Annotated in this window: 9 protein-coding genes; all 9 read left to right on the forward strand. The window is 76.2% G+C overall.

The window, feature by feature from the left end:
- Positions 1–99: 99 nt before the first annotated feature.
- The 9 genes from ACZ4XD_RS32445 to ACZ4XD_RS32485 all read left to right on the forward strand — a co-directional run bounded on the left by ACZ4XD_RS32445 (position 100) and on the right by ACZ4XD_RS32485 (position 16678).
- Positions 100–1419, forward strand: a complete 1320-nt coding sequence (locus ACZ4XD_RS32445; protein WP_468048022.1) for a hypothetical protein — start codon at positions 100–102, stop codon at positions 1417–1419.
- Complete coding sequence (locus ACZ4XD_RS32450; protein WP_468048024.1) at positions 1416–4040, forward strand: serine/threonine-protein kinase; 2625 nt, start codon at positions 1416–1418, stop codon at positions 4038–4040. The genes ACZ4XD_RS32445 and ACZ4XD_RS32450 overlap by 4 nt, the downstream gene beginning before the upstream one ends.
- 277 nt (positions 4041–4317) lie before the next feature.
- Entirely contained in the window at positions 4318–5514 is a 1197-nt protein-coding gene (locus tag ACZ4XD_RS32455; protein WP_468048040.1) for a PP2C family protein-serine/threonine phosphatase, read from the forward strand.
- A 139-nt stretch (positions 5515–5653) separates the two neighbouring features.
- Complete coding sequence (locus ACZ4XD_RS32460) at positions 5654–7003, forward strand: vWA domain-containing protein (protein WP_468048026.1); 1350 nt, start codon at positions 5654–5656, stop codon at positions 7001–7003.
- Between the two features lie 60 nt (positions 7004–7063).
- Complete coding sequence (locus tag ACZ4XD_RS32465; RefSeq protein ID WP_468048028.1) at positions 7064–8713, forward strand: FHA domain-containing protein; 1650 nt, start codon at positions 7064–7066, stop codon at positions 8711–8713.
- 116 nt (positions 8714–8829) lie between these two features.
- Complete coding sequence (locus ACZ4XD_RS32470; protein WP_042154860.1) at positions 8830–9234, forward strand: globin; 405 nt, start codon at positions 8830–8832, stop codon at positions 9232–9234.
- Positions 9235–9371: 137 nt separating this feature from the next.
- Positions 9372–12761 carry an ABC transporter permease gene (locus ACZ4XD_RS32475; protein ID WP_468048030.1) on the forward strand — a complete coding sequence of 1130 codons (3390 nt, stop codon included), beginning with the start codon at positions 9372–9374 and terminating at the stop codon, positions 12759–12761.
- A gap of 96 nt (positions 12762–12857) precedes the next feature.
- Entirely contained in the window at positions 12858–15572 is a 2715-nt protein-coding gene (locus ACZ4XD_RS32480) for an FtsX-like permease family protein (protein ID WP_468048032.1), read from the forward strand.
- Positions 15569–16678, forward strand: a complete 1110-nt coding sequence (locus tag ACZ4XD_RS32485) for an ABC transporter ATP-binding protein (RefSeq protein WP_468048034.1) — start codon at positions 15569–15571, stop codon at positions 16676–16678. Before ACZ4XD_RS32480 ends, ACZ4XD_RS32485 begins: the two co-directional genes overlap by 4 nt.
- Positions 16679–16781: the final 103 nt, after the last annotated feature.

Below are 16781 nucleotides of genomic sequence, written 5' to 3' on the forward strand. Positions count from 1 at the left end.
TGAGGTCACTATGGAGGTGGAGACGGGAGGAGCAGACCGCAAGCGGCTACGGGGTCGCCGCAACCGCCGTGCATCGTACGCGTATTGGAGAGGTGATCGATGGGGGTCCCTGGACCCTTCCCCGGCTCTCCGGGGAGGCCCGATGCCCCGGTGCCGGACCGGGAGGAGGTGGATCGCGCTCTGGCGCGGCTGGGTGCCGAGTACGAGGCGATCGAGACCTCGCTGCTCGCGTTGCAGGATCACGCGGGGCGCCGTCTGCTGGAGGGCGCCGAACTGTCCGGTACCACCAAGGAACGCTGGGCCGCCGCGGAACGGTCGATCACGGTCCTGTGGTCGTTGTTCGACGCGTACACCGCCGCCCTGGAGTCGGCGCGTGAGCTGCGCGAGCGGCGCCGCTGGCCGTCCGCGGAGGATCTGGCGGAGCTGATGGAGCTGCTGCACGGCGAGGGGGTGACGGTGCCGGGTGCGGCCGCGGCGGACAGTGGTCCGGAGGACGGCCCGGCGGACGAGCGGTTCAGCCTGGAGGGGCTCGTCGCGCGGATGAACGGGCTGTACGCGCGGTCGCTGGACGTCATCGTGGCCGCCGACGCGGTCTGGTCGGCGCTGCCGGCCCGTATAGACCTGCTGTCGGCCGAGTTGCAGCGGACGCGTTCGCTGGCGCATTCGGTGGGGGTGCGGCCCGGGGAGCATCCGGCGGGGGACGATCTGGAGCGGATCACGGAGGAGCTGTTGCGGCTGCGGGAGCGGGTGATCGCGGATCCGCTGGCGTTCTGGGTGTCGTCGTCGACGGGGAGTTCGGCGCCGGGCGGAGGGCGGCCGGACACCGGGCGCTATGACCGTGCGGCCCGTGCGCTGGAGGACATCCGGCGGGAGGTGGCGGCGGTGCTGGACGTGCGGCAGGACGCGGAGCGGCGGCTGATGCAGCTGCGGGACGTGCTGTCGCGGGCGGACCGCACGCTGACCGAGGCGCGGCAGGCCCGGGGCGAGGTGCTGGCGAAGATCGCCGCCTCGGAGGTGCCCGCGGTCAGCGGCCCGTCGACGGCGCTGCACGAGCAGTTGGCGGCGGCGGCCGACTACCGCAGGCGGGCGCAGTGGCACCGGCTCTCCCCGCTGCTGGACAGTCTGGAGGAGCGGGCGGAGGACGAACTCCACCGGGCCCGCGAATCGTTGACGGCGGTGACCGCTCCGCTGGCGGTGCGGGCCGAGCTGCGGGGCCGGCTGGACGCGTACCGGGCGAAGGTCGCGCGCCACGGCATGGCGGAGGATCCGCTGCTGACGGAGCGGTACGACCTCGCGCGCCGGATGCTGTGGAGCGCGCCGTGTGATCTGCGGGCGGCGGAGCAGGCGGTGTGGCGCTATCAGCAGGCGGCGAAGGAGGCGTTGGTGCCACAGCAGCTGGAGGGGCGGGGGGAGTCGTGACGGAGCGGGCCGGCGAGCGCTGCCAGCGGCGGGACTGCGCGGGCAGTTACGAGGATGTCGGCGGCGGGGAGCGCTACTGCGATCTGTGCGGTCTGGCGCCGGTGGTCTCGCCGGGCGGTCTGCTGTCGTCGTCGCCCACGGGCCTGACGGGCCGGGTGTCGACGGGCGGGACGGCCGCGCGGGAGGCGGCCGGGGCGCTGCTGACGGTCCCCTCCCCCGCCCCCGCGCCGGACGGCAGCGCGCCATCGGGGCGGGGTTCCGGGGGCAGTGCGCCGTCGGCCCGCCCGTCGGCGTCCCGGCGGTCGGTGTCCGGACGGCTCTCGCGTGCGGGCTCCGGCGGGGGGCGGGTGCGCGGGGTCTCGACGGTGTCGGGGCGCGGCTCGGGGCCCGGCCCGGGCAGTGGTGCGTCCTCCGGGCCGTCGCGCGGGCGGCTGGGCGCCGGGCTGGTGGCGGTGCCGGAGGTGCCGCGGCCCGACCCGCGGACGGCGGTGCTGGCGCATCCGGAGGTCCCGGAACGCAAGCGGTTCTGCAGCCGCGCGGACTGCGGGGCGCCGGTGGGCCGGACGCGGGGTGCGGAGGAGGGCCGTACGGAAGGGTTCTGCGCCAAGTGCGGCCATCCGTACAGCTTCGTGCCCAAGCTGCGGCCCGGTGACATGGTGCACGACCAGTACGAGGTCGTGGGCTGTCTGGCGCACGGCGGGCTCGGCTGGATCTATCTGGCGACGGACCATGCGGTCGCCGACCGGTGGGTGGTGCTCAAGGGGCTGCTGGACACCGGTGATGCGGAGGCGCTGGCGGTGGCGGTGTCCGAGCGGCGCTTCCTCGCCGAGATCGAGCACGCCAACATCGTGCGGATCTACAACTTCGTGGAGCATCTCGACCGGGCGACGGGCAGCCGCGACGGCTACATCGTCATGGAGTACGTCGGCGGCAAGTCGCTCAAGGACCTCGCCAACGAGCGGCGCACCCCGCTGGGCAGGCGCGACCCGCTGCCCGTCGAGCAGGCCTGCGCGTACGGCATCGAGGCGCTGGAGGCGCTCGGCCATCTGCACAGCCGGGGCTACCTCTACTGCGACTTCAAGGTCGACAACGCCATCCAGCAGCACGACCAGCTCAAGCTGATCGACATGGGCGCGGTGCGCAGGATGGACGACCACGTGAGCCCGATCTACGGCACGATCGGCTATCAGGCGCCGGAGATCGCCGCGCTGGGCCCGTCGGTCTCCTCCGACCTCTACACCGTCGCGCGCACCCTCGCCGTCCTCACCTTCGACTTCCAGGGCTACACGAACATCTTCGCGGACTCCCTGCCCGATCCGGACCACATCGAGGTGTTCCGCAGCTACGAGTCCTTCTACCGGCTGCTGGTGCGCGCCACGGCCCCGGACCGGGCGCGCCGGTTCGCCTCGGCGGAGGAGATGGCCGAGCAGCTGACGGGGGTCCTGCGGGAGGTGGTGGCGCTCCAGTCGGGCGAGCCGCGTCCCGCGCCGTCGACCCTGTTCGGGGCCGAACTCCGGGTGACGGACACGGAGTTGATGCCCGCGGTGGACGGTGACAGTTCACTGCTGGGCGCGCGGGGCGCGGCGCCGGCGCGCGCGGTGGAGGTGCCCACCGACGGGCCGCTGCTGCGCCCCCTGGACGTGGCCGGCGCGGCCCTCGCGCTGCCGGTGCCGCGGGTCGATCCGGGCGACGCCAACGCCGGGCTGCTGGCCGGGCTGCCGGCCGCCGGGCCCGCCGAACTGCTGGCCGCGCTGCGCGCCGCGCCCGACGACTCCCTGGAGCTCCGGCTGCGGGAGCTGCGCGCCCGTCTGGAGGCGGGGGACGGCGCGGCGGCACACGAGGTGCTGGAGACCCTCGCGGCCGAGCCCGCCGGGCCGTGGTCCGCCGCGGGGCGGGGCGGGGCCGAACCGGCCACCCGGGGCGCGGACTGGCGGGTGGTGTGGCACCGCGGCCTGGTGGCGCTGACGACCGACGACCGCGAGAGCGCCGCGCTGGCCTTCGACGCGGTCTACGACGCCTTCCCCGGGGAACCGGCGCCGAAGCTGGCGCTGGGCATCTGCGCCGAGCTGCTGGACCAGTGGGACAACGCGCTGGAGTACTACCGCCTGGTGTGGGCGACCGACCGCAGCTATGTCAGCGCCGCGTTCGGACTGGCCCGGGTGCGGCTGGCGACGGGCGACCGCGACGGCGCGGTCGCGGCACTGGAGTCCGTGCCGGAGTCGTCCATCCACTACATCGCGGCGCGGGTCGCGGCCATCCGCGCCCGGCTGCGGCAGCGGCCGCCGCGCGATCCGCTGCTGGGGGATCTGCGGGCGGCCGCCGAACAGGTCGAGGCGCTCGGGGACTTCGGTCTGGACACCGAGCGGCGGGAACAACTCACCACCGAGGTACTGGGCAGCGCCCTGGACTGGGTAATCTCCGGTAGCCACGGTGCCGGGCCGGACCTCGCGGCGACCGCCGCCGAGCGGCCGGCGCTGCTCGGCAGCCCGCTGGAGGAGCGCGCTCTGCGCTTCGGCCTGGAGCGGTCGTACCGGCTGCTGGCACGGCTGGCACAGCGTGGTGAGAAAAGGATCGAACTGGTGGAACGGGCCAACCGCTTCCGCCCCAGGACGTGGGTGTGACATGGGTGTGACTGGGCCGTCCCGGTGTCCGGGCTGTGACGAACCGCTCGACGCGGGGGACAATTTCTGCGGGCGGTGCGGCGCCGAACTTCTGGCGCCCGCCGCACCGCCGGCGTACGGCGCTCCGCCCGCGCCCGGCGCGGCCGCCGTACCGCCCCCGCCGCCGATGCCTCCCGGGCCACCGGCGCCCGCCCCGGCGGCCGGTACCGTTCCGGCCGGGCCGCCGCCTCCGGACCCGCAGGCCCGGCTCCCGTTCGGGGACACCGGCGTGCCGCCGATGCCGGGCCACCCGCCGGTGGCCGAGACTCCGGCGCCCGCCGACCCGCGGGTCGCCGGATACGAGGCGGTCGCCGACGCGGCCGCCGCCGGGGCCGGACCCGCGGCCGCCGCCGGGCCCGGCACGCCCTCCGGGGTGCCCGCAGCGGAGCCCGTGGCACCGGCCGCGGAACCCGGGACGCCCGCCGCGGAACCCGGTGTGCCCGCCCCCGGCCCGGTGGCACCCGCCACATCAGAAGGCCCACACGGGACCGCCGTTGCCGCCGGGACGCCCGCACCGGGCACCGCCGTCTGCACCGCCTGCCGGTCCGGCGCCGTGGACGCCGAGGGCTACTGCACGCACTGCGGTCACGCCCGGCCGCGCGCCCGCGACCACATGGAATACGAGGTGGGAGGCATCGCGGCGGTCAGCGACCGGGGCCACCGGCACCACCGCAACGAGGACTTCTTCGCGCTCCGGGCCGCCGCGCTGCCGGACGGCACCCCCGCCGTGGTGGCCGTGGTCTGCGACGGCGTCTCCTCGGCGACCCGGCCCGACGAGGCGTCCACGGCGGCGTCCGAGGCCGCCGGGGAGGCGCTGCGGACGTCCCTGCCGCGCGGTACGCACCCCGCGCAGGCCATGCACGACGCCATCCTGGCGGCCTCCTCGGCGGTCGACGCGCTCGCCACCGACCCGTCCCTGGCCCATGACGAGCACCGTCAGCAGAACGCCCCGGCCTGCACCTTCGTCGGAGCGGTGGTCGGCGGCGGCCTGCTGACCGTCGGCTGGGTCGGCGACAGCCGCGCCTACTGGATCCCCAACGACCGTACGGCGCCGCCCGCCCGGCTCACCGAGGACGATTCCTGGGCCGCCCAGATGGTCGCCAACAACCTGATGTCCGAGGCCGAGGCGAACGCCGATGAGCGGGCGCACGCCATCACCGGGTGGCTCGGTGCGGACGCGTACGAGGTCGAGCCGCACACCGCGACGTTCAAGCCGGACGGGCCCGGTGTCGTGGTGGTGTGCACCGACGGGCTGTGGAACTACGCGGAGAGCGCGGAGCAGATGGCCGCGGTGCTGCCGTACGACGCCCCCGCAAGGCCGCTGAACGGTGCCCGCACCCTGGTCACCCACGCGCTCGACGGCGGCGGGCACGACAACGTCACCGTGGCGCTGGTGCCGTTCCCCGCTCCGGCGGGGGAGCCGGCCCCGGCCTGACCGGCGCACCGCCGGCGAGCGGGGGCGGGGGTGCGCGGCACGGCGCGCCCCCGCCCGTATGCCGCCGCGCGCGCTGCGCCGGGTACGACGCACCACGTGTACCGACCGACCGGTTACGGCGTCTCAAGGAGCGGAACGGATGGCCAACTTCGCCAAGTCCCGGGTGCCGCGTTTCTCCGCCGAGGTGTACCAGAACCCCTATCTCCCCGAGGGCGGGCGGGAGGTTCACGCCATCATTTCGGTCACCGCCACCGGGGGCGGCACGACCGGGGGCCGGCCGGTACCGGCGGCGGGTACCGGCGGGCCGGCCGCCGGAGTGGTGATCATGGTGGACCGTTCCGGGTCCATGGACCGTCCCCCGGCGAAGCTGCGCGGCGCCCGGGAGGCGACGGCCGCCGCCCTGGACACCGTGCGCGACGGCGTCCGCTTCGCGGTGGTGGCCGGTAACCACCGGGCCGTCGAGGTCTACCCGGGCGGCGGCCGGCTGGCCGTGGCCGCGGCGGCCACTCGTGCGCAGGCGAAGGCGGCGCTGCGCACCCTGACCGCGGGCGGCGGCACGGCCATCGGCAGCTGGCTGCGGCTGACCGGGCGGCTGCTGGCGTCCGCCGAGCTCGGCATCCGGCACGCCCTCCTGCTCACCGACGGCCGCAACGAGCACGAGTCGCCGGGAGAGCTGCGGGCCGCCCTGGCCGCCTGCTCCGGGGCGTTCACCTGCGATGCCCGCGGTGTCGGCACGGACTGGGAGGTCAAGGAGGTCACCGGCATCGCCTCGGCGCTGCTGGGCACCGCCGATATCGTCGCCGACCCCGCCGGGCTGGCCGCCGACTTCACGCGGATGATGGCGGCGGCGATGGGCAAGGAGATCGCCGACGTCGGGCTGCGGCTGTGGACGCCGCTGGGCGCCGAGACCGTCTTCGTCCGGCAAGTGGCGCCCACCGTGGCGGATTTGACCGGCCGGTGCCGGGAGTCCGGTCCGCGGTCGGCGGACTACCCGACCGGTTCCTGGGGCGACGAGTCCCGCGACTATCACCTCTGCCTCCGGGTACCGGCCGCCGGGATCGGCCGGGAAATGCTGGCCGGCCGGGTCTCGTTGATCACATCCTTACCGGACGGCGACCCCGCGGGGCGCCCGCCGCAGCCCCTGTCGCAGGGCCTCGTACGGGCCGTGTGGACGGACGATGTGGCCGCTGCCACGGCGATCCATCCGCAGGTGGCGCACTACACGGGCCAGGCGGAACTGGCCCAAGCCATTCAACAGGGGCTCGATGCCCGCAAGTCGGGCGATACCGACGGTGCCACGGCGAAACTGGGCCGCGCGGTACAACTGGCCGGTGCCTCGGGGAACGAGGGGACTGCGAAACTCCTTGCGAAGGTGGTGGACGTCGTCGATATGGCGACCGGTACTGTGCGACTGAAGGCGAAGGTCGCCGAGGCGGACGAGATGACTCTCGAAACGCGCTCGACGAAAACCGTTCGCATGAAGAAATAGCCACGAACAGTACCGAGCGGCACCACCGAAAGAAATCGGTACGGAGGGGGAAGAACCGACATGCCGACCTGCCCGAGCGGCCACCAGTCGGTGGCCGAAGACTGGTGCGAGGTGTGCGGCCAGCGGATGGCGGGCGCTGTCCCCCCGCCGCCCTCCCTGCCTGCCGGTTTCCTGAACACACCGCCGCCCGGCCAGCCCGGACCGCCGCCGGGACAGCCCGGTCCGCCGCCCGGCGGCCCCGCGCCCGACTTCGGCGGCCCCGGCCCCGACTCCCAGGGCGGCCAGGGCGGCTATGGCTTCCCACCGCCGCAGCCCGGCCCCCAGGGCGGCCCCGGCGCTCCCGGCCCCGACTTCGGCGGCCCCGGCGCACCCGGCCCCGGCCCACAGGGCGGCCAGGGCGGTTACGGCTTCCCGCCGCCGCAGCCCCAGCAGCCCCAGCCCCCGCAGCAGCAGGGCATGCCCGGCGGCCCCGGCCCCGGCGGTCAGCCGGAGACCTGCCCGCAGTGCGGTACGCCGCGTGAGGCGATGGCGCCGTTCTGTGAGGGATGCCGCTACAACTTCCTCACCAACTCCCCGACGTCCTATGCCCCGCCCGGCCAGCAGCCGGGTCCGCCGCCCGGTGGCCCCGGCCCCGACTTCGGCGGCCCCGGCGGTCCCGGCACGCAGGGCGGCCAGGGCGGCTATGGCTTCCCGCCGCCGCAGCCCGGCCCCCAGGGCGGCCCCGGCGCTCCCGGCCCCGACTTCGGCGGCCCCGGCGCACCCGGCCCCGGCCCACAGGGCGGCCAGGGCGGTTACGGCTTCCCGCCGCCGCAGCCCCAGCAGCCCCAGCCCCCGCAGCAGCAGGGCATGCCCGGCGGCCCCGGCCCCGGTGGCTTCCCCGACCAGCCCGGCCCCGGCGGCTTCCCGCCCGGCCCGCCCCCCGGCATGCCCGGCCCCGGCCCGCAGGGCGGCCCGCCGCAGCAGCAGGGCGGCGACGACTGGACGCTGAACCCGCCGAGCGCCCAGGCCGCTCCCCCGCCGATGGCGCCCGCGCCGCCCGGCCCGGGCCCGCAGGCCCCGTACGAGCAGCAGCCGCCCGCGCCGTTCCCGCCGCAGCAGCCGGGACCGTACGAGCAGCAGCCCCCGTTCGAGCAGCAGCCCGGCCCCTATGAGCAGCAACAGCAGCAGCCTCCGTACGAGCAGCAGCCCGGCCCGTACGAGCAGCAGATGCCGCCGCAGCAGCAGCCCGGACCGGACCAGCAGTGGAACGGCGGTACCGGCCAGGGCCCCGCGGCGCCGCCGCAGGGTCCGGCGCCGGTCGTCGGCGCCGGCTGGGTGGTGGCGGTCGCCCCGGACCGCGAGTACTTCATGGCGATGATGGGCCGCAGCGGCCCGGAGGCGGCGGGGCTCAACCTGCCCTCGTACTCCCCCGAGCAGGTGCTGCCGCTCGCCAACGGCCAGATCGCGGTCGGCCGCCGCCGCAACAGCACCGGCGAGTCCCCGGACATCGACCTGGGCAGCGCGCCGGAGGACCCGGGCGTCTCGCACCAGCACGCGCTGCTGGTGCAGCAGCAGGACGGCAGCTGGGCAGTGGTGGACCAGAACTCCACCAACGGCACGACGATCAACCTCGCCGAGGACCCGATCCAGCCCTATGTGCCGGTGCCGCTCCATGAGGGCGACCGGGTGCATGTCGGTGCCTGGACGACGCTGACCGTCCGCCGCGGCTGAGCGACCACCGGTCGTGAGCGACCCCGGGGCGTGATCAACCGATCACGCCCCGGCGGCGTTTCCGGCCGCGGCCTACGACCGGAGTCCTCCGCCGGGGCGTCTGCCACCATGGACGGGTGAACAAGATTCCACGCGGCACGCTCGAGGAGCAGACCTTCTACGAACAGGTCGGAGGCGAGGAGACCTTCCGGCGCCTGGTGCACCGCTTCTACCAGGGAGTCGCCGAGGACCCGCTGCTGCGGCCGATGTACCCGGAGGAGGACCTGGGTCCGGCCGAGGAGCGGCTCGCGCTCTTCCTCATGCAGTACTGGGGCGGCCCCCGTACGTACAGCGACGGCCGCGGGCACCCCCGGCTGCGGATGCGGCACGCCCCGTTCACCGTCGACCGGGCCGCCCATGACGCCTGGCTGCGGCACATGCGGGACGCGGTGGACTCCCTGGGCCTGTCCGAGAAGCACGAGACCCAGCTGTGGAACTACCTCACCTACGCCGCCGCCTCGATGATCAACGCCGCGGACTGAGAAACACCTCACACCACCCCGCGCCCGGCCTCCGTCGTCATGATCCGGCCAGGGTTTTCCACAGCCTCCTCCGCCCGCGCCGCGCGTCTGACACCATTCGTTCGTCTGTGTGGTGCTGAGCGCGGTAAGGGGGGTCCGTGTCCGGCTTTGTCTTCCTGCGGGTGCGGGCGCACCGTCTGCTGCTGGCCGCGGCCCTGCTCTCGGTGCTGCTCACCACGACCGTCCTGACGACGCTCGCGGCCTTCTCCGGCGCGATCGGGGACGCGGGGCTGCGGCAGGCGCTGCGGACCCGCGCCGCGCCGGCCGCCGCGCTCCAGGTGAAGGCCCAACTGCCCACCGGGGCCAGGGAACCGGCGGACCGGGCGGTCGCCCGGGGTGCCCGGCGGGCCTTCGACGGGCTGCCGTTCACGGTGCGCACCCTGGTCCGCTCCGGGCCGTACGCCCTCCCCCGCGCGCTGCGGTCGCCGGACGCGCGCACGGGTGAGCCGGATCTCACCCACCTCGCGGCCCTGGACCGCTCCCGTCTGGCCCTCACCGCCGGCCACTGGCCCGGCCCGGCCTCGCCCGGCCGGGTGCCCGTCGCCCTGCCGGAGGCCGCGGCGGCCCGGCTGGGGATCGCGCCCGGCCGGCGGTTCACCCTCGACAACCGGCTGTCCGGTCCCGCCCGTCTGGCCGTCGAGGTCACCGGCGTCTACCGGCCCAGGGACCGCGCCGACCCGTACTGGCAGCTCGACGAACTCGGCGGGCGCGGGGTGCGCACCGCCGGTTTCACCACGTACGGGCCGCTGCTCACCGATCCGGCGGCGTTCCGCGGCGGGTCCGTGGCCCAGGACACGGTGGGCTGGCTCGCCACCGCCGACTTCCGCTCGCTGACCGCGGACCGGCTGGCCCCGCTGGCCGCCGCGGCCGGGCCGGCGCCCAAGGCGCTGATGGCCGATCCGGCGTTCGGGGGCCGGGCCACCGCCACCACCGATCTGCCCGATGCGCTGGGGCAGTTGCGGCGGGCGCTGCTGGTGAACCGCTCGACGATCCTGATCGTCGCGCTGCAACTGGTCCTGCTCGCGGGCTACGCACTGCTGCTGGTCGCCCGGATGCTGCGCACCGCGCGGGCGGGCGAGACGGCGCTGCTGCGGGCCCGCGGCGGCTCCCGGCGGCGGATCGCGGGACTGGCCCTGGCCGAGTCGCTGCTGCTGGCCGCCCCGGCCGCGGTGGGCGCGCCGCTGCTGGCCGGGCCGTTGATGCAACTGCTGTCCGGACGGGGCGCGTTGGCCCGTATCGGGCTGCCGCTGGACACCCGGCTGACCGCGCCGGTCTGGCTGACCGGCGGCGGCGTGGCACTGGGCTGCGCCCTCGCGGTGGCCGCGCCCGCACTGCTGCGGACCGGGACCGACGGTCCGCGGCGACGGCGGGCGCTGCCCGGTGCCCCGGGGTCCGCCCCGGCCCGCGCGGGACTGCGCGCCTGGGGAAGGACCGGGGCGGACCTCGGGCTGCTGGTGATCGCCGGGGTCGCCTACTGGCAGCTCCAGCAGCAGAAGGCGGGCGGCGACGGCGCCGGCAGCGGGGTGCTGACCGCGGACGCCGCCGGGCAGTTGGGCATCGATCCGGTGCTGGTGGCCGCCCCGGCGCTGGCGCTGCTCGCCGGTACGGTCCTGACGCTGCGGCTGCTGCCGCTCGCCGCCCGGATCGCCGAGCGGGGCGCGGCCGGTGGCCGGGGGCTGGCCGCGGCGCTGGCCGGCTGGCAGATCAGCCGCCGCCCGCTGCGGGGTGCCGGCCCGGTGCTGCTGCTGGTGCTGGCGACCGCCCTGGGCATGCTGGCGATCGGCCAGGGCACTTCCTGGGACCGTTCACAGGACGACCAGGCCGACTTCCGGGCGGGCGCGGCGGTGCGCGTACTGGCGAGCCGGACACCGCCGTTGGGCCAGGGCGGCGCCTATGCGACGGTGCCGGGGGTGGCCGCGGCGCTGCCCGTCGGGCTGGCCGGTCTGGAGCTGTCGGACGGCCGGTCCTCCTCGCTGCTCGCGCTGGACGCCCGGAGGTCGGCGGGGGCGCTGCTGCTGCGCGGCGATCTGGTGGGCGGCGGCGCGGACGGCCCACGGGGCCGGACGGCGGACGGGGTGCTGCGCGCGGTGGCGCCCAGCGGAGGTCCCCTGGCGGGGGTGCAACTGCCGCCCGGCAGCGACCGGTTACGGCTGACCGCCGCACTGCGCTCGCTGCGGGCGCTGCCGCCCGCGCCCGGCCGGCCGGCCGCCGGGCGCGACACCGGGCCGGTCCCGGCGACCCTCTCCGCCCTCGTCACCGACCGCCACGGCATCCCGTTCACCCTGCCGCTCGGCCCGCTCCCGGCCGACGGTGCTCCGCACACTCTGCACGCGGATCTCGGTGCCGCGGCCGGCGCCCCGGCGGGCCGCCCGGCCGGTCCGCTGCGGCTGACCGGCCTGCTCACCTCCATGGACCAGTCGCCGGTCTCGCACCGTCAGCGGCTCACCGTCACCGCCGTATCGGCCGCCACCGGCCGCGGTCCGTCCCGGCCCCTCACCCCGCCCGCCGCCCTCGCCTGGAAGACGCGGATCACCGACGAGAGCACCTCGGTGGGCGAGCCGTCCGGGCCCCGGGCGGACCGGGCGGGGGTCCCCGACGGCGGGCTGCTGTCCCAGACGTACGACACCGGCGCCAGGCTGGACGACTGGGGAGCCGCGGTCACCACGGTGCGGATCACCGCCGCGCAGGCCGCCCGCCCGCCGCTCGCCGCCGTCGCCACCGAGAAGTTCCTGCGCGACAGCGGATCGCGCACCGGCTCCCTCATCGAGGTGCCGGTCAACGGCCGGCCGCTGAAGGTACGGATCGTCCGGGCCGTACGGGCGCTGCCGGGTCCGGCGGACGCCCCGGCCACCGGCGGGCTGCTGGTCGACCTCGGGGCCGTCAACGAGGCGCTGTCCGACCACGGTGCGCTGCCGCTGACCGCCACCGAGTGGTGGCTGCGCCCGCGGCCCGGCGCGGCGGCCGGGGTCGTCGCGGCGCTGCGGGACCGCCCCGACACCGACCCGGGCCAGGTGCTGGTCCGCGACGAGATCGCCGGACAGCTGCACGACGATCCGCTGGGGCTCGGCCCGCAGACCGCGCTGACCGCAGCCGCCGCGGTCGCGGTGGCCCTGGCGGCGGTCGGCTTCGCGGTCGGTGCCGCCGGGTCGGTCCGCGAACGGGCCCGGGAATTCGCCGTGTTGCGGGCCCTGGGGGCGCCGCGTCCGCAGCTGGCCCGGATGATCGTCGCCGAGCAGGGCGTGCTGATCGCCCTGGCACTGGGCGTCGGTGCGGCGCTGGGGACGGTCCTGACCCGCGCGGTCGTCCCACTGATCGTGCTGACCGAGGAGGCGGGCCGCCCGGTGCCGACGGTAGTGGTGGAGCTGCCGCCGGGCCCGGTCGCCGTGCTGCTCGGGGCGGTCGCGGCGGTGCCGCTTCTGGTCGTCGCGGCCATCGGACTGCGCCGCGGCGACCCGGTGCGGGCCCTGCGCGGCCAAGGAGTGCGGTGAGATGACGAGAGAGGTCGCAGGGCCGGTGCCGGAGGCACGCACGGAACCACGGCCCTTCGGACAGCCGCCGGGCCCCGGTCGGCGGGGTGAGCGCCGGTGAAGGCACCGACCTGGCGGTCCCGGCCGCTTCCGGCGCGCGCGACGGCACTGGCCCTGGGCGCGCTGGTGCTGGTCACGGCGTTCCTCGCGGCCGCGTTCCCGCGCGGCATGGCGGCGTACGAGACGCGGGGCGTGCGCCAGGCGCTCGGCTCGGTGCCGGCCGGTCAGCGGACGGTGGAGATCACCCTCGCGCGTACCGACGTGACCGGCGACCCCGCGGCTGCCTACGCCGGGGACGAGCTCACCCGCCAGGACCGGGCGATCCGGGGCCGGTTCCAGGCCCCGCTGCGGATCGACGCGGCCGAATCCCTGCACGGCATCCGCACCACCAAGCCGCTGAACGCCCAGGACACCTGGCTGCCCCGGCCCGAGGGCATCGCTCCCGCCTTCTCCCTGTACGCGGCCGCCGGGCTCGGTGTCCATGCCACGCTCGCCGAGGGCCGGCTACCGCACGGCGCGGCACCCGGGAAGCGCACCCTGGAGGCCGCGGTCACCGTCGCCACCGCACGGGCCCTCCGCCTGCACGTCGGCAGCACCCTGCATCTGCCGGGCCTGACGGTACGGATCTCCGGGCTGTTCATCCCGCGCGCCCCGGGCCGCGCGTACTGGGCCGTGGACCCGCTGATGGCGGCCGCCCGACAGGACGTGGCACCGGGACCGCCGCCGCAGAGATTCTGGCGCGCCGGTCTGCTGCTGTCGCCGCAGGACGGCCCGGCGCTGCTGCGCACCGAAGGTGAGCCGGAGAAGTTCTGGCGCTACCCGGTCGACACCCGCACGCTGACCGCCCGGGACGCCCCGCTGCTGCGGGACCGGCTGCTCTCCCTCGAACACGGCGCGGCGCTCGCCGGGTTGCGCGGCGTGGCGGGCAGCGGTGCGCTGGCCGACAGCGCGGTGGACGGTCTGCTGGACGCCTTCGCGCGGATGCGGGCGGCGGTCGCACCGGTCATCGCGGTGGCCGCGTACGGCCTCGGCACCGTCGCGGGGGTGGTGCTGCTGATGACCGCCGGGCTGACCGCGGCCCGCCGGCACGCCGAACTGGCCCTGCTGCGCGCCCGTGGTGCCTCCCTGGCCGGGCTGGCCGGGCGGCTGGCCGCGGAGACCGCGGCGGTGGCGCTGCCGGCGGCCGCGGCCGGGGGTGGTCTGGCGCTGCTGCTGGTGCCCGGGGAGGGGGTGCTGCCCTCGTTGTTGGCGGCGGCCGGCACCGGGCTGCTGGGGACGCTCGCGCTGCCCTTGCGGGCGGCGGTCGCGCACCGCCGCCCGCGCCCCGTGGAGCGCGCCGACGGGGCGGGCGCCCGTCCCTCCCGGCGCCGTACGGTCGCCGAACTGACCGTGCTGGTACTGGCGGTGGGCGCGGTGCTCGCACTGCGGGGCCGCAGTACGGCGACGGGTGGGGTGGACGCGCTGGTCAGCACCGCTCCGGTGCTGATCGGGGTGATCGCCGCGCTGGTCCTGATGCGCCTCAGCCCGATACCGCCGCGGCTGGCGGCCCGCCCCGCCGCCCGCACCGCCGGGCTGACCGGCTTTCTGTCACTGGCCCGCGCGGGCCGCGCCCCGGCCACCGCCGGGCTGCCGCTGCTGGCCCTGGTGGTGGCGCTGACCACGGCGTCGTTCGGTGGCTCGGTGCTGGCCGGGGTCGCCACCGCCCGGGACCACGCGGCGCTGACCGCCGTCGGCGCCGAGGCCCGGATCTCCGCCGACAAGCCGCTCCCCGAAGCACTGCGGCGGGCAGCCGGCAAGGTCCCGGGCGTCGAGGAGGCGGTTCCGCTGCGTATCGACGTCCAGGCCGCCGACGACAACGGGCCGCCTCTCCACCTGGTCATCGCCGACGCCGAGGCGTACGCCCGGCTCGCACGGGCCACCGGCCTGGGCGCGTTCGCCGCGCAGGACCTGGCCGACCCCGGCGGCGACCGCCCGCTGCCCGCAATCGTCTCCCCCAGCTTCCTGACCCGCTTCGGGCGCGCCCCCATGGCCCTCCAGCCGGAGCTGGGCCAGCTCGTCATCCAGCCGAAGACCGTGCGCGCCGACACCCCCGCGCAGCCCGGCGGCGACTTCGTCGTCGTCGACGCCGCGAGCGTCGCCCGCCGCCACCCGGACACCTTCCGCGACCCGGCCACCGGCCCCTCCGTCCTCCTGCTGTCCGGCCGCTCCCTGGACACCGGGGCACTGCGCACCGCCATGCGGGCCCACACCCCGGAATCGCTGCCGGTCCGGCTGGCGCTGCGCTCCGCCGTACGCGCCGAGTTCGCCGACTCACCCCTCCAGCAGGGCGCGGTACGCCTCTACACCGCCGCGGTCGCGGCCGGCACCGGCTTCGCCCTGCTCGCCCTGCTGCTGTCCCTCCTCCAAACCGCCCCACAACGCGGCCAACTCCTCGCCAGGCTGCGCACGATGGGGCTGGCCCGGGCCCAGGGGCGGCGGCTGCTGGTCCTGGAGGCGCTGCCGCCGGCGCTGCTCGCGGCCGTCGGGGGCGCACTCGCCGGCGCCGCCACGATCCGGCTGCTGGGTCCCGGCACGGACCTCACCGCGCTCGCCCTCCCCGGCACCTCGGGCGGCGGCGCGGCGGACACCATTAGCCTGCACACCGATCCCGCCTCCCTGCTGCTGCCGTCGGCGGGCGTGGTCGCCCTGGCCCTGGCGGTGGCCCTGGCCCAGGCCTGGCTGAGCGGACGTCGGCGCGAGAGCACCGAGTTGAGAGCGGGGGACACCCGATGACCACACGGCCCGACGACGCCCCACCGGACGAGCCGGCCCCCGCGGCGGACCCGGCGTCCCCGCCCCGGCCCGCCGCGCCCACCAGCCTGGCCGAGCTGGAGCGGCGTGCGGCCTCCCGCCGCGGGCGGCCCGCCTACGGGCACGATGCGCTGATCGCGTGCGACCGGCTGGTGCGGGTCTTCACCACCGACGGGGTGGAGGTGCAGGCCCTCCAGGGGCTCGATCTGCTGGTCGCGGAGGGCGAGTTGATGGCGCTGGTCGGCGCGTCCGGCAGCGGCAAGTCCACCCTGATGAACATCCTGGCCGGCCTGGACGTGCCCACCGCGGGCGCCGCCACCGTCGCCGGCCGCGATCTGCTGACGATGGACGCCAGGGCCCGGCTCGGCTACCGCCGCGAGGTCGTCGGTTTCGTCTGGCAGCAGACCTCCCGCAACCTGCTGCCGTATCTGACGGCCCTCCAGAACGTGATGCTGCCGATGCAGTTGCGGGGCGGCCGGCGCCGGGCGGCCCGGACGAAGGCGGCCGAGGAACTGCTGTCGATGCTCTCGCTCCACCACTGCCGGGACCGCCGTCCGCACCAGCTCTCCGGCGGCGAACAGCAGCGCACCGCCATCGCGGTGGCCCTGGCCAACACCCCGTCCGTCCTGCTGGCCGACGAGCCGACCGGCGAACTGGACTCACACACCGCCGAACAGGTCTTCACGGCCTTCCGCACCGCCAACGAGGAACTGGGCACCACCATCGTGATCGTCACCCATGACCAGACGGTGGCGAGCGAGGTACGGCGCACGGTCGCGATCCGCGACGGCCGCACGTCCTCGGAGGTGCTGCGCCGCACCGAACGGGACGCCACCACCGGCCAGGAGTCCCTGGTGTCCCGCGAATACGCCATGCTCGACCGGGCGGGCCGACTCCAGCTGCCCACCGAGTACACCACCAGCCTGGGCATGGCCCACCGCGTCCTGCTGGAGCTCGAAAGCGATCACATCGGGGTGTGGCCGGACCACACGGCCGATGGGGCTGCACGGGGGCGGGGCGAAGGCGAGGACAGGAACGGGGACGGGGACGGGGACAGGAACGGGGGCGGGGACGAGAGCGGGGGTTAGGGCGCCGACTAGGCAGTGTCTTCAAATGATCTCGGGTGGTGGATCATGGTCGGGTGATACGTCGCCATGAACTGTCGGATGCCGAGTGGGAGTTCGTCCGGCC

Source organism: Streptomyces sp. NPDC029466, from assembly GCF_055574515.1.